Origin of the sequence: Pseudomonas sp. Z4-20, assembly GCF_051131955.1 — a bacterium.
GTDB lineage: Bacteria > Pseudomonadota > Gammaproteobacteria > Pseudomonadales > Pseudomonadaceae > Aquipseudomonas > Aquipseudomonas marvdashtae.
The window spans coordinates 5,211,934-5,237,086 of record NZ_CP071641.1 but is presented as its reverse complement, the minus strand read 5'-3'; the positions used below and the strand labels follow the sequence as shown (position 1 = coordinate 5,237,086).

Sequence of the window (25,153 nt, the reverse complement as noted above, 5' to 3'; positions counted from 1 at the left end):
CAAAGAATGAAAAAGGCGCCAGGTGCAGGGAAGGACCCGTGCTTGCAACAAAGCGAAAAAAACGCTGGGCATTATAAGCATTTTTTTTCGTTGGAAACGCCATCCGGACGTCCATCGGACCGGGGGGATTGAACGCAACGCATATTAGAGAGTCCGTAACTCACGGATAGTCATAGGGAATTGGTAGTGCTACGACTCTTCAATAAAAAAGCCCATGCGCTTCTGGGGATCGACATCAGCTCGACGTCGGTGAAGCTGCTCGAATTGAGTCGCCAGGGGGACCGTTACCGCGTCGAGTCGTATGCGGTCGAACCGTTGCCGGCCAACGCAGTGGTTGAAAAGAACATTGCCGAGCTCGAGGGCGTGGGACAGGCGCTATCGCGGGTCCTGGCCAAGGCCAAGACGCCCTTGCGCAACGTGGCGGTGGCCGTTGCGGGTTCGGCGGTCATCACCAAGACCATCGAGATGGACGCCGGGCTGTCCGACGACGACATGGAAAACCAGCTCAAGATCGAAGCCGACCAGTACATCCCTTATCCCTTGGATGAGGTGGCGATCGATTTCGAAGTGGTGGGTGCATCGCCCCGCAGTACCGAGCGGGTCGAAGTGCTGCTGGCGGCGTGTCGCAAGGAAAACGTCGAGGTTCGCGAGGCCGCATTGGCGCTCGCCGGGCTGACCGCTCGCGTGGTTGACGTGGAAGCCTACGCGCTGGAGCGCGCCTTTGGCCTGCTCGCCACGCAGCTGGCCGCGTCCCAGGAGCGCCTGACCGTGGCGGTGATCGACATCGGTGCCACGATGACCACGCTCAGCGTGCTACACAATGGCCGCATCATTTATACCCGGGAACAACTGTTTGGTGGTCGCCAGCTGACCGAGGAGATCCAGCGCCGCTATGGCCTGACCCCCGAGCAGGCCGGCCAGGCGAAAAAACAGGGCGGCTTGCCGGACGACTATCTCAGCGAGGTGCTGCAACCGTTTCGCGAAGCGCTGGTCCAGCAGGTGTCGCGCTCCTTGCAGTTCTTCTTCGCTTCGGGCCAGTACAGCGCGGTGGATCACATTCTGCTGGCCGGTGGCACGGCGTCGGTTGCGGGCCTGGATCGGCTGATCGAACAGCGCTTGGGCACACCGACCCAAGTGGCCAACCCGTTCACCAACATGGCCTTGAGCAGCAAGGTCAATGCGGGCGCCCTGGCCAGTGACGCGCCGGCGCTGATGATCGCCTGCGGGCTGGCCCTCAGGAGTTTTGACTGATGGCGCGGATCAACCTTCTACCCTGGCGCGAAGAGCTGCGCGAAGAGCGTCGCAAACGCTTTTTACTGGCGCTGGTGGGAGCGCTGGTCGGCGCGGTAGGGCTGACGCTGATTGCGGTGCAGTACCTGAACAGTGCCATCGACTATCAAACGGCGCGTAACGGCCACATCACCGGGCAGATTGCGATACTCGACGAACGCATCCAGCAGATCAGCGAGCTCAAGGCTCGTCGGCAGCAACTGCTGGAGCGCATGCGCATCATCCAGGACTTGCAAGGTAACCGACCGGTCAGCGCACGCATTTTCGACCAGCTGGCGCGGACCTTGCCGGACGGCGTGTATTTCACCGAGGTAAAGATGGAGGAGGGCACGCTCTCCATCAAGGGCGCGGCGCAGTCCAACAACCGCGTCTCGGACCTGATGCGCAACCTGGACTCATCGGACCTGTTCGACGCGCCCAGCCTGACGGAAGTCAAGGCCACCACGGCAGGCCAGCTTGACCAGGCGAACGTTTTCCAGCTGACGGTTCGCCAGACCCGCCCGGCCGATGCGGAGGACGCCCAATGAAGCCGGGGGAGTGGCTGGACGCGCTGCGCAAGATCGACATCAGCGACCTGGATACCAACAACGTCGGTTCGTGGCCCATGGCGGTCAAGTGGCTGGCCGGCATCTTGTTGGTCATCCTGGTGCTGGGACTGGGCTATAACTTTGCTTTGAGCGACCTGCAAACCCAGCTGCAGCAGGTGCGCGAGGAAGAAAATACCCTCAAGGCGCAATTTGCGGGCAAGGCCCACATGGCGGCGAACCTGGAGCGCTACACCGAACAGATGAAGCAGATGGAGACGTCCTTCGGCGTGCTGTTGCGGCAACTGCCCAGTGATACCGAGGTGCCCGGCCTGTTGGAAGATATCACTCGCACGGGCCTGGGCAGCGGCCTGGAGTTCGAGGAAATCAAGCTGTTGCCGGAAGTCACCCAGCCGTTCTACATCGAGTTGCCGATCCAGATCACCGTGACGGGCGGCTACCATGACCTGGCGACTTTCGTCAGCGGTGTGGCCGGATTGCCCCGGATCGTCACCCTGCACGATTTCGAAATCGCACCGATGGAGCCCGAAGCAGGGGCGAAGCTGCGCATGAGCATCCAGGCCAAGACCTACCGGTACAACGAGCAGGAGGCCCAGCCATGAGGTCGACCTGTCGCATCAGCCTGCTGGTCGGGTTACTCGCGTTGGCTGGATGCAACAACGGCGACGGCTTCAGCGACCTGGACGCCTACATGAACGAGGTGCGCCTGCGCCCGCCCGGCAAGATAGAACCCACGCCGACCTTCAGGCCTAACGAAACCTTTACCTACAGCGCCGCCAATCTGCGTAGCCCATTCTCCCAGCAGGTGCGCGTGGACCAGGCCGGCCGGCAACAGGGCTCGCGCAACGTGCGGCCCGACCCCAATCGAGCCAAGCAATACCTGGAAGGCTTCAACATCGAGCAGTTTGAAATGGTCGGGACGATCTCCAATGCCAGTGGCTCATTTGCGCTCTTGCGCGGCGCGGGTGGGGTGCATCGGTTGAAGGTCGGTGACTATCTGGGGCGCAACGACGGACGGATCGTCGCCATCAGCGCCACCCAGGTCGATGTGGTCGAAATCGTTCCGGACGGCGAAGGTGCCTGGCTGGAGCGGCCGCGGACCATTCCTTTGAAAGAGCACTCATAGTGGAATTCGAACAATGAACAGGATTTTTCCAGCCCTCGGTATTTCGCTATGGATAGCGCTGCTGTCGCCGATGGTTCATGGGGCCAGCCTGAAGACGCTCGACGTCGCGACGCTGCCGGGTGACCGTATCGAGCTGAAGCTCACCTTCGACGGGCCACCTCCGACGCCGCGAGGCTATACCACCGAACAACCGGCCCGTATCGCGCTGGACCTGCCTGGCGTGACCAGTAAATTAGCCAGCAAGAGCCGTGACCTTGGCGCAGGCAATGCGCGCAGCGCCACGGTGGTAGAGGCGGGTGAGCGAACCCGGTTGATCATCGGTCTTACGCAATTGGCGCCTTATGACACGCGAATCGAGGGAAACAACCTGTTCGTGGTGGTCGGCAAGGGCGCGGCTGCCAGGACCTCCGCGCAACCCCCGCGCCCGGCAATCGCCAGCCCTGCGCCCGCCAGGGCCAGCGCCCCGGTGGGCAAAGCCATCAGGGGGGTGGATTTCCAGCGTGGCACCCAGGGTGAAGGCAATGTAGTGATCGACCTGTCGGACCCATCCATCGCTCCCGACATCCAGGAGCGCGAAGGCAAGATCATCCTCAATTTTGCCAGGACGCAGTTGCCCGAACCGTTGCGGGTGCGCCTGGACGTCAAGGACTTCGCCACCCCGGTGCAATTCGTCAATGCCAGTGCTGGCGCCGACCGCGCCACCATCAGCATCGAGCCCAGCGGCACGTTCGACTATTCGACCTACCAGACCGACAACAAGCTGACCGTCAGTGTCCGGCCAATGAGCGTCGAGGACCTGCAAAAACGCAACACCGATCGTGCCGCCTATAACGGCGAAAAGTTGTCCCTCAACTTCCAGGACATTGAAGTGCGCTCGGTACTGCAGTTGATCGCCGACTTCACCAATCTGAACCTGGTGGCCAGCGACACGGTGCAGGGCGGGATCACCCTGCGCTTGCAGAACGTACCTTGGGACCAAGCGTTGGACCTTGTGCTCAAGACCAAGGGGCTGGACAAGCGCATGGTTGGCAATGTGCTGCTGGTGGCGCCAGCGGATGAGATTGCAGCACGCGAGCGCCAGGAGCTGGAATCCCAGAAGCAGATTGCCGACCTGGCGCCGCTGCGGCGCGAGCTGTTGCAGGTCAACTATGCGAAGGCGGCCGACATTGCCAAGCTGTTCCAGTCGGTGACCAGTGCCGAGGCGAAGGCTGACGAGCGTGGCACGATCACGGTCGATGAGCGGACCAACAACATCATTGCCTACCAGACCCAGGACCGGCTCGACGAGCTGCGCCGGATCGTGGCGCAGCTGGATATTCCGGTGCGCCAAGTGATGATCGAGGCGCGAATCGTCGAGGCCAACGTCGATTACGACAAAAGCCTGGGCGTGCGTTGGGGCGGCTCGATCCAGAACAAGGGCAACTGGAATTCTTCCGGCGTCTCCACCGGTGACTCCACCACCATTGGCACGCCGGGCAGCACCAGCACCAACCAGCCATTCGTCGACCTGGGCGCGTCAGGCAATACTTCGGGAATCGGTATCGCGTTCATCACCGACAACGTGTTGCTGGACCTGGAGCTGACGGCGATGGAAAAAACCGGCAATGGGGAAATCGTCTCCCAGCCCAAAGTGGTGACCTCCGACAAGGAGACCGCGAAAATCCTCAAGGGCACCGAAATCCCTTACCAGGAAGCCAGCTCCAGCGGCGCCACCTCGGTGTCGTTCAAGGAAGCCTCGCTATCGCTGGAAGTCACGCCGCAGATCACCCCGGACAACCGAATCATCATGGAGGTCAAGGTCACCAAGGATGAGCCGGACTACTTGAACAAGGTCCAGGATGTACCGCCCATCAAGAAAAACGAGGTCAACGCCAAGGTGCTGGTCAATGATGGCGAGACCATTGTGATCGGCGGGGTTTTCTCAAATACTCAGAGCAAGGTCGTAGATAAGGTGCCATTTCTTGGCGATGTGCCGTATCTTGGCCGCCTTTTCCGGCGTGATGTGGTTTCGGAGAAAAAATCCGAGCTGCTGGTGTTTCTCACTCCGCGTATCATGAACAACCAGGCGATTGCTGTGAGTCGTTGATTCTGTGCGAAATTTGATTCTTGTTGGACCGATGGGGGCTGGAAAAAGCACCATCGGCCGTCTGCTGGCCAAAGAGCTGCGCCTGCCATTCAAAGATTCCGACAAGGAAATTGAATTGCGCACGGGTGCCAATATCCCGTGGATCTTCGATAAGGAAGGCGAGCCGGGCTTTCGCGACCGCGAGCAGGCGATGATTGCCGAGCTGTGTGGTTTCGAAGGCGTGGTGCTGGCCACCGGCGGCGGCGCGGTGATGCGCGAAGCCAATCGTCGGGCGCTGCATGCCGGCGGACGAGTGGTCTATCTGCATGCATCCGTTGAACAGCAGGTCGGCCGCACCGCCCGTGATCGCAACCGCCCGCTGTTGCGTACCGCCGACCCGGCCAGGACCTTGCGGGACCTGCTGGAGGTGCGTGACCCGCTGTACCGGGAAATAGCCGATCTGGTCATCGAAACCGATGAGCGTCCGCCACGGATGGTGGTGCTGGAAATTCTGGAGCGCCTCCAACAATTGCCCCCCCGTTAATGCGCCGCGCGAAATGCGCTATCCTCGGCATCCCGTCCAAGCCCGACTGGGGCGTGGCGGATGGCCATTAACTGGCGCCATGGCAGGCGCCACGGACTTTCGTTAATTGCAGGCAGGACGCCTGATTTCATCTTCACTGTGGGGACACATGCAGACACTTAAGGTCGATCTGGGCGAGCGCAGCTACCCGATTCACATTGGCGAAGGCTTGCTGGACCAGCCAGAACTGCTGGCGCCACACATCGCTGGGCGGCAAGTGGCGATCATCACCAATGAAACCGTCGCCCCTTTGTATCTGGAACGCCTGACTCGCAGCCTGTCGGCTTTTTCGGTCATTTCCGTCGTGTTGCCTGACGGTGAGGCCTTCAAGACGTGGGAAACCCTGCAACTTATTTTCGACGGGCTGCTGACCGCGCGGCATGATCGCCGCACCACCGTGATCGCCCTGGGTGGCGGCGTGATCGGTGACATGGCAGGGTTTGCCGCGGCGTGCTATCAGCGCGGTGTGGATTTCATCCAGATTCCTACCACGCTGCTTTCCCAGGTCGACTCCTCGGTCGGTGGCAAGACCGGGATCAACCATCCGCTGGGCAAAAACATGGTGGGTGCGTTCTATCAGCCCAACGTGGTGCTGGTCGACACCGCCACGCTCAAGTCCTTGCCGGCGCGCGAGCTGTCCGCCGGGTTGGCGGAAGTCATCAAGTACGGGCTGATCTGTGACGAGCCATTCCTGGGGTGGCTCGAAGACAACGTAGATCGCCTGCATGCGCTGGATCAAACGGCGCTCACCTACGCCATCGAGCGTTCCTGCGCAGCCAAGGCTGCGGTGGTTGGCGCCGATGAGCGCGAGTCGGGCGTGCGTGCCACGCTCAACCTGGGCCACACCTTCGGCCATGCCATCGAAACCCATATGGGTTATGGCGTCTGGCTGCATGGCGAGGCCGTTGCCGCGGGGACGGTCATGGCCCTGGAGATGTCTACGCGCCTGGGCTGGATCAGCGAGCAGGAGCGTGATCGTGGGATTCGGCTGTTCCAACGCGCCGGGCTGCCGGTCGTTCCGCCCGAAGAAATGACCGAGGCGGATTTTCTTGAACACATGGCAATCGACAAAAAAGTGATCGACGGTCGTCTGCGTCTGGTGCTGCTGCGCCACATGGGCGAAGCGGTGGTGACCGACGATTATCCGAAAGAGGTTCTACAGGCCACGCTGGGAGCGGACTACCGCGCCCTGGCTCAGCTTAAAGGTTAAGAAGATTTCGATGACTAGTTTGCATGCCGACGAGGCTTTCCTCGGCCACTTCCAGTTAAGTCATGACCCATTTGCTCCTCGGGTCCCGGGCTTCAAGTTCTTCCCGGCCCAACGCAAGCCGGTGCTGGGCCAGTTGCACCACTTGGCGCGCTATAGCCAGTTGCTGTTGGTCGTCACCGGCCCCCAGGGCAGCGGCAAGACTTTGCTGCGCCAGGCGCTGGTGGCCAGTACCAACAAACAGTCGGTGCAAAGCGTGGTGGTGTCGGCCCGTGGCGCGGGCGATGCGGCGGGTGTACTGCGTCAAGTGGCCCAGGCGCTGAATGTCGCCCAGGCGGAGATTGGCGCGATTCTCGACCAGATCGTGCAATTGGCGCTGACCGGTCAGGAAGTCTATCTCCTGGTGGATGATGCCGAACAACTCGACGAATCTGCCTTGGAAGCTTTGCTGGCCCTCGCCGCCGGTGCGCCGGAAGGACGCCCTCACGTGTTCCTGTTTGGCGAGTCGTCGTTGATCGCTGTCCTGGACCAACTGGAACTTGAGGAAGAGCGTTTCCACGTCATCGAACTGGCGCCGTACACCGAAGAAGAAACCCGCGAATACCTGGCACAGCGTCTTGAAGGCGCGGGCCGGGGTATCGAACTTTTCACCGCGGATCAGATCTCTGAGATTCACGAAAGCTCCGACGGCTGGCCTGGCAACATCAACCAGGTGGCCCGAGATGCTCTGATCGAAATCATGATCGCCAGCCGCTCAGCGGTGAAGCGTCCAAGTATGGGGTTCAACATGCCGAAGAAACACGTATTGGCGATTTCCGCCGTAGTCGTGGTCGCGGTCGCTGCCGCCTGGCTGATGCCAGGTCGCAACAAGGCACCCACCACCGGCGCACCTGCCAACGAACAGGCACAGCTGCCTCTCGGTCAGGGCACGCCGCAACCCAACGCAGGTGCCGGCGCCCCGGCGGTGGAATTTGCCGGCAACACGCAGCCAATGCCGCTGCCGCTGGTCGGGCAGTCGCAGCCGGTCATGCGCGGTCCCCTGGCTGAAGCGGCTGGCGGAATAACCGAAGGCGACGACGGCGCACCGCCGCCGATCGAAGACACCAGCGACGTGCCGCCTACCGTGACCACCACCGCGCCACCTGCCGGTGTGCCTGCAGGGCCAGCGCCGACGCCGACCCCAGCTCCCGCCGCCAAGCCGACCCCGGCGCCGACTCAGCTGGCGACCGCCAAGCCTGCTCCGGTTCCGGCCCCGGCAGCCAAGCCTGCCGCCACTCCGGCCAAAGCCGCCGGCGGTAGCTGGTATGCCGGCCAGGCGCCGGGCAACTATGTGGTGCAGATCCTCGGCACCAGCTCCGAAACTGCTGCGCAGAGTTTCGTCAAGGAGCAGGGCGGCGAGTACCGTTACTTCAAGAAAGTGCTCAACGGCAAGCCGCTTTACGTCATCACCTACGGCAGCTTTGCCAACCGTGACGCAGCCGTTTCCGCCATCAAGGCCTTGCCAGCGAAGGTTCAGGCTGGTAAACCTTGGCCTCGCACTGTCGCCAGCGTCCAACAGGAACTGGCAGCAACTCGCTGATGATTCGGCGGCCTTACCCAGGCCGCCTCTCCCGGCAACCTCAAAATTTCCGCAACGGCGAGCGACCTTTCAGGCCGCGCGCCTTGTGGTGTCTGCGTCACAGTAGCGTTTGAGTCGTAGCGGTCGAACCCAAAAAAGTTTTGACTAGCACAGCATATAGCTTTAAACCTTTCACAAATGCGACATGGATTTGCGACAGTTCGTCGTCAAATTTGTGAGCCCCTGTGTCGGTGTGTACAATGACCTCCCTTTTGCCCCCGCAAAGCTGGCGTACGTTCGGCGCGGAACGCAACTGGTTGAATTGAAAAGAAATTTGCCTCGAATAGAGGCAGCCTGGTGAGAAAGTGTCTATGAAAGCAGGTCTGTACCAACCAGATGAATTCAAGGATAACTGCGGTTTCGGCCTGATAGCCCACATGCAGGGCGAGCCCAGCCATACCCTTTTGCAAACGGCCATTGAGGCCCTGACCTGCATGACCCACCGTGGCGGGATCAACGCCGACGGCAAGACCGGTGACGGTTGTGGCTTGCTGATTCAAAAGCCCGATGAGTTCCTGCGTACCGTAGCCCAGGAAACGTTTGGCGTGACCCTGCCCAAGCAGTACGCCGTGGGCATGGTGTTCTTCAACCAGGACCCGGTGAAGGCTGAGGCGGCTCGCGAAAACATGAATCGTGAGATCCTGGCCGCCGGCCTGCAACTGGTCGGCTGGCGCAAAGTGCCAATCGACACCAGCGTCCTCGGCCGCCTGGCCCTGGAGCGCCTGCCGAAGATCGAACAGGTGTTCATCGCCGGCGAAGGCCTGAGCGACCAGGAAATGTCGATCAAGCTGTTCAGCTCCCGTCGTCGTTCGTCCGTGGCCAACGCTGCCGACACCGACCACTACATCTGCAGCTTTTCCCACAAGACCATCATTTATAAAGGCCTGATGATGCCGGCGGACCTCACCGCCTTCTATCCGGACCTGAGCGACGAGCGCCTGAAGACCGCGATCTGCGTGTTCCACCAGCGCTTCTCCACCAACACCCTGCCGAAATGGCCGTTGGCCCAGCCTTTCCGCTTCCTTGCCCACAACGGCGAGATCAACACCATCACCGGCAACCGCAACTGGGCCCTGGCCCGTCGCACCAAGTTCGCCAACGACTTGATGCCGGATCTCGAAGAGCTCGGCCCGCTGGTCAACCGCGTGGGTTCTGACTCCTCGAGCATGGACAACATGCTCGAACTGATGGTGACCGGCGGCATCGACCTGTTCCGTGGCGTGCGCATGCTCGTTCCGCCAGCCTGGCAGAACGTCGAGACCATGGATCCGGACCTGCGCGCCTTCTACGAATACAACTCCATGCACATGGAACCGTGGGACGGCCCGGCCGGTATCGTCATGACCGACGGTCGCTACGCGGTGTGCCTGCTCGACCGTAACGGCTTGCGTCCGGCACGCTGGGTCACCACCACCAACGGCTTCATTACCCTGGCCTCGGAAATCGGCGTCTGGAACTACCAGCCCGAAGACGTCATCGCCAAGGGCCGCGTGGGCCCGGGCCAGATCTTCGCCGTGGACACCGAAACCGGCCAGATCCTCGACACCGACGCCATCGACAACCGTCTCAAGTCCCGTCACCCGTACAAGCAATGGCTGCGCAAGAACGCCCTGCGTATCCAGGCGACCATGGAAGACAACGACCACGGTTCGGCTTTCTACGACGTCGATCAGCTCAAGCAGTACATGAAGATGTACCAGGTGACGTTCGAAGAGCGTGACCAGGTGCTGCGTCCGCTGGGTGAGCAAGGCTACGAAGCGGTCGGCTCCATGGGCGACGACACGCCGATGGCGGTGCTGTCGCAGCGCGTGCGCACGCCGTACGACTATTTCCGCCAGCAGTTCGCGCAGGTCACCAACCCGCCGATCGACCCGCTGCGCGAAGCGATCGTGATGTCGCTGGAAATCTGCCTCGGCGCAGAACGCAACATCTTCCAGGAGTCGCCGGAACACGCTTCGCGCGTGATCCTCAGCTCGCCGGTCATTTCCCCGGCCAAGTGGCGCTCGCTGACCAACCTCGATCGCCCGGGCTTCGAGCGCCAGGTCATCGACCTGAACTACGACGAAAGCATCGGTCTGGAAGCGGCGATCCGAAACGTGGCCGATCAGGCTGAAGAAGCCGCGCGCGCCGGTCGCACCCAGATCGTGCTGACCGACCGTCATATCGCTGCGGGCAAGCTGCCGATCCACGCCTCGCTGGCCACCGGCGCGGTGCACCATCGCCTGACCGAAAAGGGCCTGCGCTGCGATTCGAACATCCTGGTGGAAACCGCCACGGCTCGCGATCCGCATCATTTTGCGGTGCTGATCGGTTTCGGCGCCTCGGCGGTCTATCCGTTCCTGGCCTACGAAGTGCTGGGCGACCTGATCCGTACCGGTGAAGTGCTGGGCGACCTCTACGAGGTGTTCAAGAACTACCGCAAGGGCATCACCAAGGGCCTGCTCAAGATCCTCTCGAAGATGGGTATCTCGACTATCGCCTCGTACCGTGGCGCGCAACTGTTCGAGGCCATCGGCCTGTCCGAAGAAGTCTGCGAGCTGAGTTTCCGTGGCGTGCCGAGCCGCATCAAGGGCGCGCGCTTCGTCGACATCGAAGCCGAACAGAAGGCCTTGGCCGCCGAAGCCTGGAGCCCGCGCAAGCCGATCCAGCAGGGTGGTTTGCTGAAATTCGTCCACGGTGGCGAATACCACGCGTACAACCCGGACGTGGTCAACACCTTGCAGGCCGCCGTGCAACAGGGCGACTACAGCAAGTTCAAGGAATACACCGCGCTGGTGGACAACCGTCCGGTGTCGATGATCCGCGACTTGCTCAAGGTCAAGACCCTCGACACGCCGCTGGACATCAGCGAAGTAGAGCCGCTGGAATCGGTGCTCAAGCGCTTCGATTCGGCCGGTATTTCCCTTGGCGCCTTGTCCCCGGAAGCCCACGAAGCCCTGGCCGAAGCCATGAACCGCCTCGGTGCGCGCTCCAACTCGGGCGAAGGCGGCGAAGACCCGGCGCGCTACGGCACCATCAAGAGTTCGAAAATCAAGCAAGTGGCGACCGGCCGCTTCGGTGTGACGCCCGAATACCTGGTCAACGCCGAAGTGTTGCAGATCAAGGTGGCCCAGGGCGCCAAGCCCGGTGAGGGCGGCCAATTGCCTGGCGGCAAGGTCAACGGCCTGATCGCCAAGCTGCGTTATGCGGTGCCCGGCGTGACCCTGATCTCACCGCCGCCGCACCATGACATCTACTCGATCGAAGACTTGTCGCAACTGATCTTCGACCTCAAGCAGGTGAACCCGAAGGCGCTGGTCTCGGTGAAACTGGTGGCGGAAGCTGGCGTGGGCACCATTGCCGCGGGCGTGGCGAAAGCCTATGCCGACCTGATCACCATTTCCGGCTACGACGGCGGCACCGGCGCATCGCCGCTGACCTCGATCAAGTACGCTGGCGCGCCGTGGGAACTGGGCCTGGCGGAAACTCACCAGACCCTGCGCGGCAACGACCTGCGCGGCAAGGTTCGGGTGCAGACCGACGGCGGCCTGAAAACCGGCCTCGACGTGATCAAGGCCGCGATTCTCGGCGCCGAAAGCTTCGGCTTCGGCACTGCGCCGATGATTGCCCTGGGCTGCAAATACCTGCGCATCTGCCACCTGAACAACTGCGCCACCGGCGTGGCGACCCAGAACGAGAAGCTGCGCAAGGATCACTACATCGGCACTGTCGACATGGTGGTGAATTTCTTCACCTACGTGGCCGAAGAGACCCGTGAGTGGCTCGCGAAGCTGGGCGTGCGCTCGCTGGAAGAGCTGATCGGCCGTACCGATCTGCTCGAAGTGATCGAAGGCCAGACCGCCAAGCAGCAACACTTGGACCTGACTCCATTGCTGGGCAGCGACCTCATTCCTGCGGACAAGCCACAGTTCTGCCAGGTTGATCGCAACCCGCCGTTCGACAAGGGCGAGCTGGCCGAGAAGATGGTCGACATGGCCGCTTCGGCGATCAACGACATGAGCGGTGCCGAGTTTGAGCTGAACATCTGTAATTGCGACCGCTCCATCGGTGCGCGTATCTCCGGTGAAATCGCTCGCAAGCACGGCAACCAGGGCATGGCCCAGGCGCCGATCACGTTCCGCTTCAAGGGCACGGCCGGGCAAAGCTTCGGCGTCTGGAACGCCGGCGGCCTGACCATGTACCTGGAAGGTGACGCGAACGACTATGTGGGCAAGGGCATGACCGGCGGCAAGCTGGTCATCGTTCCGCCCAAGGGCAGTGTCTACCGGACCCAGGACAGTGCGATCATCGGCAACACCTGCCTGTATGGCGCCACGGGCGGCAAGTTGTTTGCCGCTGGCACCGCGGGCGAGCGTTTCGCCGTGCGTAACTCCGGGGCCCACACCGTGGTGGAAGGCACCGGCGATCACTGTTGCGAGTACATGACCGGCGGTTTTGTCTGCGTCCTGGGCAAGACCGGTTACAACTTTGGCTCCGGCATGACCGGCGGTTTCGCCTATGTGCTCGACCAGGACAACACCTTCGTTGACCGGGTCAACCACGAACTGGTGGAAATCCAGCGGATCAGCGGCGAAGCGATGGAAGCGTATCGCAGCCACCTGCAGCGCGTGCTGAACGAGTATGTCGAGGAGACCGACAGCGAGTGGGGTCGTGAACTCGCCGAAAACCTCGATGACTACTTGCGTCGTTTCTGGCTGGTCAAGCCCAAGGCGGCTAATTTGAAGTCTCTGCTTTCAAGTACTCGTGCGAGTCCGCAGTAAACGACGCAGCAGCAAGCGGCAAGCTCCAAGCCGCAAGTTAACAGCAGTGCGCGTTGTGCCTGCCACCGTGATTGTCTTGCAGCTTGAAGCTTAGAGCTTGAAGCTGTCGTGTATGAGGTTTTGAAGAATGACCGAACGTCTGAATAACGACTTCCAGTTCATCGATGTCGGGCGCAAGGATCCGAAGAAGAAACTGTTGCGTCAACGCAAGAAAGAGTTCGTGGAGATCTACGAGCCTTTCAAACCCCAGCAGTCGGCCGACCAGGCCCACCGCTGCCTGGGTTGCGGTAACCCGTACTGCGAATGGAAGTGCCCGGTGCACAACTTCATTCCCAACTGGTTGAAACTGGTGGCCGAGGGCAACATCCTCCAGGCCGCCGAGCTGTCCCACCAGACCAACACCCTGCCGGAAGTCTGCGGCCGGGTGTGCCCGCAGGATCGTCTGTGTGAAGGTGCCTGCACCCTCAACGACGGTTTCGGCGCGGTGACCATCGGTTCGGTGGAGAAGTACATCACCGACACCGCGTTCGCCATGGGCTGGCGCCCGGACATGTCCAAGGTCAAGCCGACCGGCAAGCGCGTCGCGATCATCGGCGCAGGCCCGGCGGGCCTGGGCTGTGCGGACGTGCTGGTGCGCGGCGGCGTGACCCCGGTGGTGTTCGACAAGAACCCGGAAATCGGCGGGCTGCTGACCTTCGGCATCCCCGAGTTCAAGCTGGAAAAGAGCGTGCTGAGCAATCGTCGCGAAGTCTTCACCGGCATGGGCATCGAGTTCCGGCTGAACACCGAGGTGGGCAAGGACGTGACCATGGAGCAACTGCTCGAAGAATACGATGCGGTATTCATGGGCATGGGCACCTACACCTACATGAAGGGCGGCTTTGCCGGCGAGGACCTGCCGGGCGTCTACGACGCGCTGGACTTCCTGATCGCCAACGTCAACCGCAACCTGGGCTTTGAAAAGTCGCCGGAAGATTTCGTCGACATGAAAGGCAAGAAGGTCGTGGTGCTCGGCGGTGGCGATACGGCGATGGACTGCAACCGTACGTCGATTCGCCAGGGGGCCAAGTCGGTGACCTGCGCCTACCGTCGTGACGAAGCGAACATGCCGGGCTCGCGCAAAGAGGTGAAGAACGCCAAGGAAGAAGGCGTTAGATTCCTCTACAACCGCCAGCCGATTGCGATTGTCGGCGAAGACAAGGTCGAAGGCGTGAAGGTAGTCGAGACCCGTCTCGGCGAGCCGGACGCCCGTGGTCGCCGTAGTCCCGAGCCGATCCCTGGCTCCGAAGAGATCATCCCGGCCGACGCCGTGGTCATCGCTTTCGGCTTCCGTCCAAGCCCGGCGCCATGGTTCGAGCAATTCAGCATCCAGACCGACAGCCAGGGCCGCGTCGTCGCCCCGGAACAAGGCCAGTACAAGCACCAGACCAGCAACCCGAAGATCTTCGCCGGCGGCGACATGGTCCGGGGTTCCGACCTGGTGGTGACGGCGATCTTCGAAGGCCGTACCGCGGCTGAAGGGATCCTGGATTACCTGAACGTCTAGCGACGTTAGCTGCAAGTTTCAAGCTGCAAGCCGCAAGAAAGACCAATCCTGCTTTTAACTTGCGGCTTGTAGCTTGCCGCTTGCCGCTGTCTTTTGAGACCATGCCCGCACTTTTTTTCCGGATGCCGACATGACTGCCCTGAAGAACGACCGTTTCCTTCGCGCCCTGCTCAAGCAACCTGTAGACGTCACCCCCGTATGGATGATGCGTCAGGCCGGTCGCTACCTGCCGGAGTACCGCGCCAGCCGCGCCAAGGCCGGTGACTTCATGAGCTTGTGCATGAATCCTCAGTTCGCCTGCGAAGTCACGATGCAGCCGCTGGATCGCTACCCGCAGTTGGACGCGGCGATCCTGTTCTCCGACATCCTCACCATCCCCGACGCCATGGGCCAAGGCCTGTACTTCGAGACCGGCGAAGGCCCGCGCTTCAAGAAAGTCGTCAGCACCCTGGCCGATATCGAAGCGCTGCCGATTCCCGATCCGCAGAAAGACCTGGGCTATGTCATGGACGCGGTCAGCACCATTCGCCGTGAACTCAACGGTCGGGTGCCGCTGATCGGTTTCTCCGGCAGCCCGTGGACGCTCGCGACCTACATGGTCGAAGGTGGCTCGTCGAAAGATTTCCGCAAGACCAAGGCGATGCTCTACGACAACCCCCAAGCCATGCACCTGTTGCTGGACAAGCTGGCCCAGTCGGTCACGTCCTACCTCAACGGCCAGATCCTGGCTGGCGCGCAAGCGGTGCAGATCTTCGATACCTGGGGCGGCAACCTGTCGGCGGCGGCGTACCAGGCGTTTTCCCTGGCCTACATGCGCAAGATCGTCAGTGGCCTGATCCGCGAGCACGAAGGTCGCAAAGTCCCCGTGATCCTGTTCACCAAGAACGGCGGCCTGTGGCTGGAAAGCATCGCCGAGGCCGGCGCCGACGCCTTGGGCCTGGACTGGACCTGCGACATCGGCAACGCCCGCGAGCGCGTGGGCCACAAGGTTGCGCTGCAAGGCAACATGGACCCGACCGTGCTCTACGCCAAGCCTGAAGCCATTCGCGCTGAAGTCGGACGCATCCTCGCCAGTTACGGCAAGGGTAGCGGTCACGTCTTCAACCTCGGTCACGGGATCACCCCGGAAGTCGACCCGGAACACGCCGGGGCTTTCCTGCGGGCGGTGCATGAGTTGTCGGCGCAATTTCACGACTGACTCAGCACGGGAGCGAGCCCGCTCGCTCCCGCCACTGTTCTTGCGTCAGGCTTTCAAGTCACCCAGCGGCGGCAACTTGGCGAGCTTCAGCGCGATCAGCAGCGCGATCACCAGTAATGATCCGATGAACAACCCGGTTCCGTTCCATCCCCCCAGGTGCCAGGCCACGCCACCCGCCGTACCGGCAATACTCGAACCGGCGTAATAGCTGAACAGGTACAACGACGAAGCCTGCCCCTTGGCCTTCAGGGCCCGGCGGCCGATCCAGCTGCTGGCCACCGAGTGCGCGCCGAAGAAACCGAAGGTGAACACCAGCATGCCCAGGATCACCAGCCACAGCGGCGTGGCCATGCTCAGCACGAGGCCGACCAGCATCAGCGCGATGGTAACCCAGAGCATTTTGCGACGGCCGAGTCTGTCCGCCAGTGCGCCGATTTTTGCCGAGCTGTAGATGCCCGACAGGTAAACCACCGACAGCAACCCGACGAAGGCTTGATCCAGATGATAAGGCTCGGCCAGCAGGCGGTAGCCGATGTAGTTGAACAGCGTAACGAATGCGCCCATCAGCACGAAGGCTTCGAGGAACAGCAGCGGCAACCCGGCGTCGCGAAAGTGCAGGGTGAAACCCTCAAGCAGGCTGCGTGGATGCAGCGAACGGGGACGGAAGTTGCGTGACTCGGGAAGAATCCGCCAGAACACCGCCGCCGCGATCAATGCCAGGCCGCCGATCACCAGCATCGCGGTGTGCCAACTGACGAAGTCGATCAAGACCCCGGTGATCAGGCGACCGCACATGCCGCCGATGGCGTTGCCAGCGATGTACAGCCCCATCGCCAGGCCGATGTGCTTGGGATGGATTTCTTCGCTCAGGTAGGTCATCGCCACTGCCGCCAAACCGCTCAACGACAACCCGACCAAGGCGCGTAGCACCAGCACGCCTTGCCAGGTCGGCATCATCGCACTGGCAATCGTGCACACCGATGCCGCGAACAGCGCCGCGACCATCACCGATTTGCGGCCGATGCGGTCGGAAATCGGGCCGGTGATCAACAGACCGATGGCGAGCAGGCCGGTCGCCACCGACAGGATTAGGCTGCTCTGCGCCGCGTTGATGGAAAACTCCTTGGACAACAGCGGCATCATCGGCTGCACGCAATACAGCAGGGCGAAGGTCGCAAAGCCACCGCAGAACAGCGCCAGCACCGTGCGCATGAACATCGGCGTGCCTTTCTCGATGTAGATGTCTTTCAATTCAGCAGCCATCTCATCCTGCGCGCGGGGCGGGATTTCATGGGCTAAAGGAGCGAGAGCGATTTTCACGGTGGACCTCGGTGGAGCACGGCCTAGCAGGCGATGGAAAAAGCATATAGCCGGCCAATGTTTCTATCCAATATATTGTTCGACCTGTTTAAGACGTTTAACGACCTATTGGAAAGCCGATGGAACTGCGTCACCTGCGTTACTTCATTGCCGTGGCCGAAGAACTGCATTTCGGCCGCGCCGCGCTGGCCTTGGGCATCTCCCAGCCACCCTTGAGCCAACAGATCCAGGCGTTGGAACAAGAGATTGGCGCCCGGCTGTTCGAGCGCACCAATCGCCGGGTCGAATTAAGCCAGGCCGGGCGGTTGTTCCTCGAGGAGGCACGGCAGGTTCTGGCCCAAGTTGATAAAGCCACCGACGTGGCTCGCCGCGCCCAATTGGGCGAGCTGGGAGAACTGAAGATCGGTTTCACCTCCTCGGCGCCATTCAACTCCACCATTCCTCAAGCGATTTTTACGTTTCGCCAGCGCTTTCCGACCGTGCACCTGAACCTGCGGGAAATGAGCAGCACCCAGGTGGCCGATGCGTTGCTGGACGAGGTAATCGAGGTCGGCATCATGCGCCCATTACCGCTGCCCGATTCCTTGAGCAAAATCGAACTGAGCCGCGAACCGCTGGTGGCCGTGCTCAGTTCCAAACATCCCCTGGCCCAAGGCAGCGAAGAGGGCCTGTTCCTCTCGGCATTGGCCCAGGAGCCGTTCGTGTTTTTCCCCCGCAGCTACGGCAGCGGCCTCTATGCGCAACTCCTGAGCCTAGCCCGCGATGCCGGTTTCAGCCCGCATTTCGCCCAGGAAGCCGGCGAAGCCATGACCATCATTGGCTTGGTCGCGGCGGGGCTGGGCGTCTCGGTATTGCCGGCGTCCTACCAACGCATGCGTATCGATGGGGTGGTCTATCGCCCGCTGCTCGACCCGGCGGCGGTGTCGGCGGTGTGGCTCGTGAAGCGCAAGGACCAGCGTTCGCCGATGGCGGCGGCGTTTGTGGCGTTGTTGACCGATGGGGTGGAGTTATCGAGTGGTTAGCGTCAGCGCGGATGGCGCCATAACGTGAAGAAGGGTGTCCAAACGGGCGCCCTTCTTCGTTCATGAAGCCGTCATGAGCCTTGTACGGCTTTTGCTTGAGTTACCCGAGCTCGTCGGTCATTGCCCCCATACGGTAACCGTCCTATTGGTGTGGTAGTTATAAAACCCTTGAAGCGTCCAAGTATCGCCTTGACGTTCAAAAGCGGCGCGCCAGCGCCCTCTTCCACGGCTCCCACCTATCTGCGACATGGTGTACCAATAGGCACCGTTGCCCCATTTCGTCGTTATCCTACCGGTGCGAATATCATCCATGATTGATGTAATTCTCAAATTGGCGTCCTGATCGAAGTCGCGATAGGTCATTTGCAGTTCAGCCAGCGGACTGATGGATACTGAGTAGCGATTCGATGAGGCAGGCCCTTCTGGTTCTGGTTGAGGCGCTGAAGGGGTTGCGGTAGGTGTCCGAGGGTTTGTTTGCGCCCTTGTCACAGCCTCTATTTCAAAGGTCGCGTTATGAGTGTTGGGGCCTTTAATGGTTTTTTGGAACTGACCGACATCCTCTTCGGTGACGAATCGGGTGTATTGATTGGCCTTTCTTTTATTGATTTCAACGAAAGGGATTTTATGCATGCGCAAGGCTGCGTGGATGCGGGGGGTATTATGGTTTGCCAGTTCGGTGGAGAACTCATCGAGCAGGCGATGCTGGTAATTAGCCCTGTTTATGGGATCCGTCAAATACGCAACCCTGGCCGCCTCTGCGACAGCGTCATCACCCGGGATGACCGATTTTATGTAGGCTTCAGCGCGCGCGTCCGCGGCTTTTGCCATTTCGTTATAATCGGCGCTCAGCCTTTCGAACGTATCTCTCAGTATTCCTGTGGGCGGGGTTATGATAATGAACGTTGCATCGGTAAAGAGATTGCTGAATGTATAAAATTTGGCATCGACGTCTGCGTCCTGTATGAGCCTGTCTTTATATTTGAAGATCAAGTCGTACAGTCTTGATTTGTTATTAGCATCAAGGGCTAATCCCGCGCTTCGTTCTAGAGAATTTGAAAAATTATTGATTTTTCCCCAGATATTGAGTTTCGATAACAATGCGTAGTTGGCTTTTTTTTGTCTTTCTATGCGTTTTTTGGGTTGAGGCCTTCCGGTTTTATAATCATCTATATATCGACGATAAGCCTCTATATTCCTGGCACCAACATCGTTCATGTTTTCCTGCAATATTTGCTCGACCAGTGCCTCCGGCATGCTCCTGAGAACTGCCTTTTGCCGGTTGGCTATTCCCCACGTGTACCAGTAATAGGCTATCCATCCTGCTCCGCTGTACCTCAGCAAAGCGGCGTCCGACAACATATCGATCTTGGCCTGGTTTGGCGCCTCTGGCGTGCTGAGCAGGCTCGACGCCAGCCCACCACCGCGTAGCCGTTGCAGCTCTTCGACTTTCCAGCGGCCATTCTCCCAAGCCACCGTTCGCTGGTTCGTCCGGTTGTCCGGTGCATAGATAATCCGTTGGCCTTGTTGCATCGCCGTTTTGTAGTAGTACATCCCCAGCTTCAGATAACCCTGTCCGTCCGCATCTGTATACCGGCCGCGACCTTCGAACTTCAGCCCTTTGCCTTCGAACCCTTTCAGGCGCAACGGCTTAAGTTCCGGATCCTGCAGGCGGGGGAGAGATGATAGCGGCGGACGCGCCTTATGTCGGGGCCGCCCCGCGCGAGCCATTATCAGGTCCTCGGCACCCTCCGCCAGGACCTCACCCAATCCGCTGATGAAATCGGTGAGCCACTGATCGAAGCTTGCGCCCTCACTTTTGATCGCGGCTATTGCGGCCCCTCCGGTCATCACCGGCAGGATCGCTCGCCCAAGTAATCCCCCCAGTCTGCTGGCGGGAAACATGGACATTGCCCCCGTCAGCAGAGCGACCGCGTTCCGGCGTCCTGCTTGAGCGTCGGCGCTGTCGCGCTCGGCATTGCTGAGCGTCAGCGCATCCGCCGTTTTAACTGCGTGGCTTATCTGCGTTTCATGCAGCACGTTCAGTAGATTGGAATCAACCCCTGCCCAGGATAACTTCGAGGCGAAATCAGCTGGAGCCCGGCTTCTTGCCCAACCCCTGAAGACCGCCTGGGTGATTTTCCTTATCTTTTCATCGAGCGTGAGGTCGGTCGATGTCGGCGTCAGGCTGTCGGCCTGATAGGCCTGCTCCACCAACGGGAGCTGCGAAATCAACCACTGGGTCATCTCAGGCGTGGCGGTAAGTGCCTTGGCCAGGGCCCGCTCCAACTCCCGTACATTCCCGGCATCCAGGTCCCGGAACATTTTGTTGTCCGGCGCACCGGGGGTGTACAACGTCAGCGAAGGTCGACTCGCCAAGCTTGCGCTGCCGAACGCCAGTATGTCCTTCAGCACGCTGTCGCCCCATTTCAATTGGCGAACCACCACTTCGTGTGTGTTGACCTTGCGACGGCCCTCCGGCGTCGGGCTGTCCAGTGCCGCCAGCACCAGATTCAGTCCGGTGTTGTCCTTGTCTTGCCTGAAGTCACCCGAGATATGGGCACTCCACGCCTGCGCCCGTATCTGCTTGGCTTTCAAGGCCATCCATTCTGTCTGCTGTTCCCGGGCCATGATCGGCAGTTCGATCAGGATCCGGGCGCCCACGTCTGCCTGTTCAATGACATTCTTAAACTGGTCATAGGTCATCGGCCCTTCCAGGAAAGGGGCGGTGACACTGCGTTCTTCCGACGTCAGATTGGACATTGCCCATTGCGTCATGGACTGGCGGTAAACAACGATGCCTTTTGTTCCTTGCGATACCCCTGACTCCCATGGCGACGTACCTGCGGGGGCGTGTGGATCAACGATGTAGCGATTGATGCTCAAAAACACCTGGTCGGGATCCGCGGCCACGTAGCCCTTCTCAGTGATGAGCCGGGCCAGCCGTTTGCGGCTCCATTCGCTAACGGCGTCCTCGGTGGCCAAGGTCACCGGATCGGGCGGTGAGGGTTGGATCTGCTGGGCTTCGTACAGATCTCGTACCGCTTTCCACCATTCCCGGCGGTCGTGACCGGTGACCTGAGGATTGCCATGCAGCCATTCGTTCTGTTTTTTCAGCTCCCGCTGGAACTCACGCTCGTCGAGGACGCCCGCCAGGTCCAGGACAGCTCCGACACCTGCTGCCCTGTCGATTCTGGCCGACCAGGCCGCGACCTCTTCTCCCGTCTCGGGGCCTTCCAGCAAGATATCCCGCACGATGGTTTTCTGTGTCGCTCGCAGGTCCGCCACCAGATGAGTCAGGAAATGCGGCGTCAGTGGTTCGGTGCTGACCGCTTCCCAGGCGAGACTGCCCTCGATCAGACCGGCCTTCAGTGCCGCCAGATTGTCGTAGATCTCCAAAGGGTGACCTGGGGCGTATAACACGGCCGTCCCCGATTCGCTGACATGGTCATGCTGCGTCAGCACAACGGTGCAGGGTAGCGGCACACTGTCAGCCCCTGCTGTAAAGGCCATATTCAGGCGGTAGACACCGGGCCGGACTTTTGCCGCCAGTTCGGCGCGAGAAGTCGCGTCCGGTGCCGACAATGCATGTTTGGTCAGGGCCTCGTGCATCGGCTGGCTCATGGTTGCGTCCAGCCTGTGAAGGTCTGTTTGTGCCCTGAGCTGAGCGGCGAATTCATCGGCCAGCCATTCGCCGACTTTACGGCTGCGGCTGAAGTCGGCCGGCCTGTTCCAGAAGTTGTCCAGTGCCTGCGTGAGCAACGGTTCAAAGGACATTGCCGTGTTGCTGATCAACGTCTTGAATTGTTGCTTGGCTTCTTGGCTGTTCAGGTCCGCAGGAATCTGGACGACTTCGCCTTGGGTGACGAGGATGTCGATCTGGCCGGGATCGCGGAAAAGCGTATCCGCATCGATCCTGCCAGCGAGCGCCTTCCAGAAAAGCGACGCCAGGGCAATGGTTTGCGTCTGGGGCTGTTTGATGGCCGGCTCATCGGCGGCGTCGGCCAGGCTTTGCGAGGAAATAACGGTCTCCTCTTGCCGCGTACGCACCGAAAGATGTTCTACCGCTATTGTGGCGTCCACGGCAGGGAAGGTTCGTTTGAGCCAGTAACGCACTTGTTGCAGGGCAACCTCTGAAGCCCGCGGAACCGTATCGTTCAGGAGGATCATTTGTTGCTGGGAAGTATGCAACTGACCCACCAGCGGGATGCTTGGGTCTGGCGCGGTATCGGCCTGCAGAACGGCGTCATGGTTGCCCAGGGAGGCACTCAGCCGGCCGGCGTACGGAGCACCGAGAAACAACTCAAGCGATTGCACCAACGAACGAGAGCCGCTGCGAGTGAAAAACGCTTCGCGAAAAGCCCGACCGGTATCACTGTCGAAAACGCCCATGCGTATAAACTTTTCGAACGCCTCTTCGGCCAGCACTTGCGACCATCTGTAAGAATAAATCCTCGCGGCGTAAGGCGAGGCGATACCCGTCATGTTATTGAATGGCCGTACCGCTTCGGGCCATTGCAGGTGATCGATTTTATTGTTCGCGTCTTCAAAAACCCGCAAGGCACCGCGTCCGTCGCCAAAGGTGCGATGGGCCTCGAAATCGAACAGCATGAAGAGCAGCGAGTCCGCCGTCGTCCAACTGGTCTGCACCTGGATGCCCGCCAGAAATCGCTCGGCCTGGTCGGTAGAGATAGGCTCCCTGGTCTGGTAGTGGCCCGATACCCAAACCAGAAAATCCTTGGAAAAACACCACTGTTCCAGTACTTGGCTGGAGAACTCACCGGTGTCCGGACCGAGCCCATCCAGCCCGGAAATAGTCCTGTAGTCTTCCCCTGTTAAAAGTTGCTGCAAGCAATGACCGAACTCGTGCATCAACCTGCGTAGCTGATGATGATCCAGCAGGCACGGGGCGTCGTCGTCCCTGGGTGGGAGTTCGCTGCGCAGCACGGCTATCGGTAGCCTTGGCCGACCTTCGGCGGTCATTCGGCGATTGCGCAGGCCAAGCGCGTGGGGTGTTGCGCCAGCAAGATCATGTTGATACGGGTCGACGTAGAGATAGCCGATAGCCTGTCCAAACTCTCTGATTTCAAAAAGACGCACATCCTCATGCCAGCGATCAAAATCCGCACGCTCGAGCATGTCGACACCAAACAGCCGTTGCACGAACAGGCATAAGCGGTCGAGCACCGAGTCCAATGGTAAATACACTCGCAGTTGTTCTTGGCCGGCCCCCGCCTGTCGGCGGGTTTTCTCGGTCAGGTACTGGTAGTCCCAAGGCTTCAGCTCATCGAGGTCGTGCTGTGAAGCCAGTGCCTTGAGTTGCCTTGCCTCTCGCTCGAAAAGGCCTCTGTGCCGGTCGAGTGCCTCGCCCAGAAAGCTCGATACCTGATCCGTTGTCTTGACCATCTGCCCTTCAAGTGCCAACTGGGCGAAATTTTCATACCCCAGCAACCGGGCCTTGTCGTGGCGAGCCTTCAGCAGTGACACCAGTACTTCGTCGTTATCGAGCCGAGGGTCATGCGGTCCTTGGGACGAGGCACGGTCCTGATAGGCTACCCACACCTCCTTGCGTAACCCCCGGTTTTCAGCATGGCACAGCACCCCGCGAAGCGACTCTTCGCTCAAGGTCACCAGCCAGCCTTGCACGTTTCTCCTGCGCGCCTCATGGGCCATGCGACGCTTGACCGGGCCAGGGACGCCGGCCAGTAGCGACTCCTCCTCGATGTGCTTGCTCCACGCGCCATGAGCCTGCTGTACATTCAGGTGGAACTTGTCTTGATGCCGCTCTATATCGCTGTCCAAGGCCAGCAGGCGCTGTTGTTGTTCAGGTGCTAGGTTGACTCCGGCCCGGTGGAACGCCCGCAGTATTTTCTGCAATACCTTTTGCCGAGGCTGATCGAACTGTTGCGCTATCTCGCTATGGGAAAGTCTTTGATACAGCCCAAACAATTCACTGTTCCGGGCGAGCTCGGCCTGGTAAGCCATGACCCGTTCGCAACAGCGTTTTGCCGCGTCTCTCCACCCTGGTTGGGTCGTCACTGAGCTGATGATTGCGATGAGCTGGAGGGAAGTATCCAACCGCGCCTTCAGCTCATCCATGGCCAACACCAAGTCGTCCCAGGTCGGATAAGGCGTCTGGCTGGCGATAATGGCGGTGACTTTGATTCGGCTGTCGGCGATGATTTTTTCAATGGCCGGCAGCAGATGCTCGGCGCGGATTGCCGAGAATGGCGGTAAATCATAAGAGGTTAATAAGGGGTTGCTTTGCAGCATGTTCGCGTCCTGAGAGGGGTTAGGAGCGAACACGCTATGCGGGAAGCGCCGGGTAAGGGCGGTATATAGTTACCGCACGCCGGCGGGAATGGAGGGGTATGTTGACCTTGCCGCGTCCGTTGCAGGCGTGGTACAGACTTGAGCTGATGTGGCGCTAAATCCTGGCAGGAGCAAAACCCATGACCGAACAATTCACTCGCTGGGACTCTGCCGAGTACCTCAAGACCAAAGCGAACAGCCGATTTGATTAAGAAGGGTGCCCAAAGAGGCGCCCTTCTTCGTTCATGCTCCGTCATCATTTCTTGAGATGCGAATTGCAACTCATAAGGTCGAACAGTTTTACCGAGCGCTGACCTGAGTAACGGCTAAAGCCTGGGGCTGTTGCGATGCCCATCGAAACTGTCAGAGTTGACAGTGACAAGCGGCCTAGAACGCCGCTGCGATCGGTATCAGCAGGACCGGGGCGGGATGAAAAATTGCGTCACGCACCCTTCGACTGTAGGAAAACGCGCATTTCTAATTACGACACTTCCGATTCGTTGCAGAGACCACTTCGCAGCGGTTGCGACTCGCCCACGCTGCAACGTCTTATTCATCATTGCG

General features: G+C 60.4%; 14 protein-coding genes. 12 read left to right on the top strand and 2 right to left on the bottom strand.

The window, feature by feature from the left end:
- Window positions 1–186 precede the first annotated feature (186 nt).
- The 11 genes from J3P82_RS23870 (at window position 187) to hemE (ending at window position 15,938) form a co-directional block, all read left to right on the top strand.
- On the top strand, window positions 187–1,251 hold the full coding sequence (locus tag J3P82_RS23870) for a pilus assembly protein PilM (RefSeq protein ID WP_434559071.1): 1,065 nt from the start codon (window positions 187–189) through the stop codon (window positions 1,249–1,251).
- Window positions 1,251–1,817, top strand: a complete 567-nt coding sequence (locus tag J3P82_RS23865) for a PilN domain-containing protein (RefSeq protein ID WP_434559069.1) — start codon at window positions 1,251–1,253, stop codon at window positions 1,815–1,817. Before J3P82_RS23870 ends, J3P82_RS23865 begins: the two co-directional genes overlap by 1 nt.
- Complete coding sequence (gene pilO / locus J3P82_RS23860) at window positions 1,814–2,437, top strand: type 4a pilus biogenesis protein PilO (protein ID WP_186611751.1); 624 nt, start codon at window positions 1,814–1,816, stop codon at window positions 2,435–2,437. The genes J3P82_RS23865 and pilO overlap by 4 nt, the downstream gene beginning before the upstream one ends.
- Window positions 2,434–2,961 carry a pilus assembly protein PilP gene (locus J3P82_RS23855; RefSeq protein WP_434559067.1) on the top strand — a complete coding sequence of 176 codons (528 nt, stop codon included), beginning with the start codon at window positions 2,434–2,436 and terminating at the stop codon, window positions 2,959–2,961. Before pilO ends, J3P82_RS23855 begins: the two co-directional genes overlap by 4 nt.
- A 13-nt stretch (window positions 2,962–2,974) precedes the next feature.
- Complete coding sequence (gene pilQ, locus J3P82_RS23850) at window positions 2,975–5,047, top strand: type IV pilus secretin PilQ (RefSeq protein ID WP_434559065.1); 2,073 nt, start codon at window positions 2,975–2,977, stop codon at window positions 5,045–5,047.
- Between the two features lie 4 nt (window positions 5,048–5,051).
- Window positions 5,052–5,570 (top strand): shikimate kinase AroK, encoded by a 519-nt coding sequence (gene aroK, locus J3P82_RS23845; RefSeq protein ID WP_186611754.1) that lies wholly within the window; start codon window positions 5,052–5,054, stop codon window positions 5,568–5,570.
- A gap of 148 nt (window positions 5,571–5,718) precedes the next feature.
- Window positions 5,719–6,819, top strand: coding sequence for a 3-dehydroquinate synthase (aroB, locus tag J3P82_RS23840; RefSeq protein ID WP_434559063.1), 1,101 nt, complete (start codon window positions 5,719–5,721; stop codon window positions 6,817–6,819).
- Window positions 6,820–6,829: 10 nt separating this feature from the next.
- Window positions 6,830–8,395, top strand: coding sequence for an AAA family ATPase (locus J3P82_RS23835; RefSeq protein WP_434559061.1), 1,566 nt, complete (start codon window positions 6,830–6,832; stop codon window positions 8,393–8,395).
- Window positions 8,396–8,745: 350 nt separating this feature from the next.
- Window positions 8,746–13,194: a glutamate synthase large subunit gene (gltB, locus tag J3P82_RS23830; protein WP_434559059.1), complete on the top strand. Its 4,449-nt coding sequence runs from the start codon at window positions 8,746–8,748 to the stop codon at window positions 13,192–13,194.
- Between the two features lie 127 nt (window positions 13,195–13,321).
- Window positions 13,322–14,740: an FAD-dependent oxidoreductase gene (locus J3P82_RS23825; protein ID WP_434559057.1), complete on the top strand. Its 1,419-nt coding sequence runs from the start codon at window positions 13,322–13,324 to the stop codon at window positions 14,738–14,740.
- Window positions 14,741–14,870: 130 nt separating this feature from the next.
- Window positions 14,871–15,938 (top strand): uroporphyrinogen decarboxylase, encoded by a 1,068-nt coding sequence (hemE, locus tag J3P82_RS23820; RefSeq protein WP_434559055.1) that lies wholly within the window; start codon window positions 14,871–14,873, stop codon window positions 15,936–15,938.
- A 45-nt stretch (window positions 15,939–15,983) separates the two neighbouring features.
- Here hemE and J3P82_RS23815 read toward each other — a convergent pair whose 3' ends face one another.
- Window positions 15,984–17,201 (bottom strand): MFS transporter, encoded by a 1,218-nt coding sequence (locus J3P82_RS23815; protein ID WP_434563945.1) that lies wholly within the window; start codon window positions 17,199–17,201, stop codon window positions 15,984–15,986.
- 176 nt (window positions 17,202–17,377) lie between these two features.
- On the opposite strand from J3P82_RS23815, the gene J3P82_RS23810 reads away from it, so the two are divergent.
- Window positions 17,378–18,280 (top strand): LysR substrate-binding domain-containing protein, encoded by a 903-nt coding sequence (locus J3P82_RS23810; RefSeq protein WP_434559053.1) that lies wholly within the window; start codon window positions 17,378–17,380, stop codon window positions 18,278–18,280.
- 117 nt (window positions 18,281–18,397) lie between these two features.
- Here the strand turns inward: J3P82_RS23810 and J3P82_RS23805 are convergent, their stop codons facing one another.
- Window positions 18,398–24,550: a M3 family metallopeptidase gene (locus tag J3P82_RS23805; protein WP_434559051.1), complete on the bottom strand. Its 6,153-nt coding sequence runs from the start codon at window positions 24,548–24,550 to the stop codon at window positions 18,398–18,400.
- Window positions 24,551–25,153: the final 603 nt, after the last annotated feature.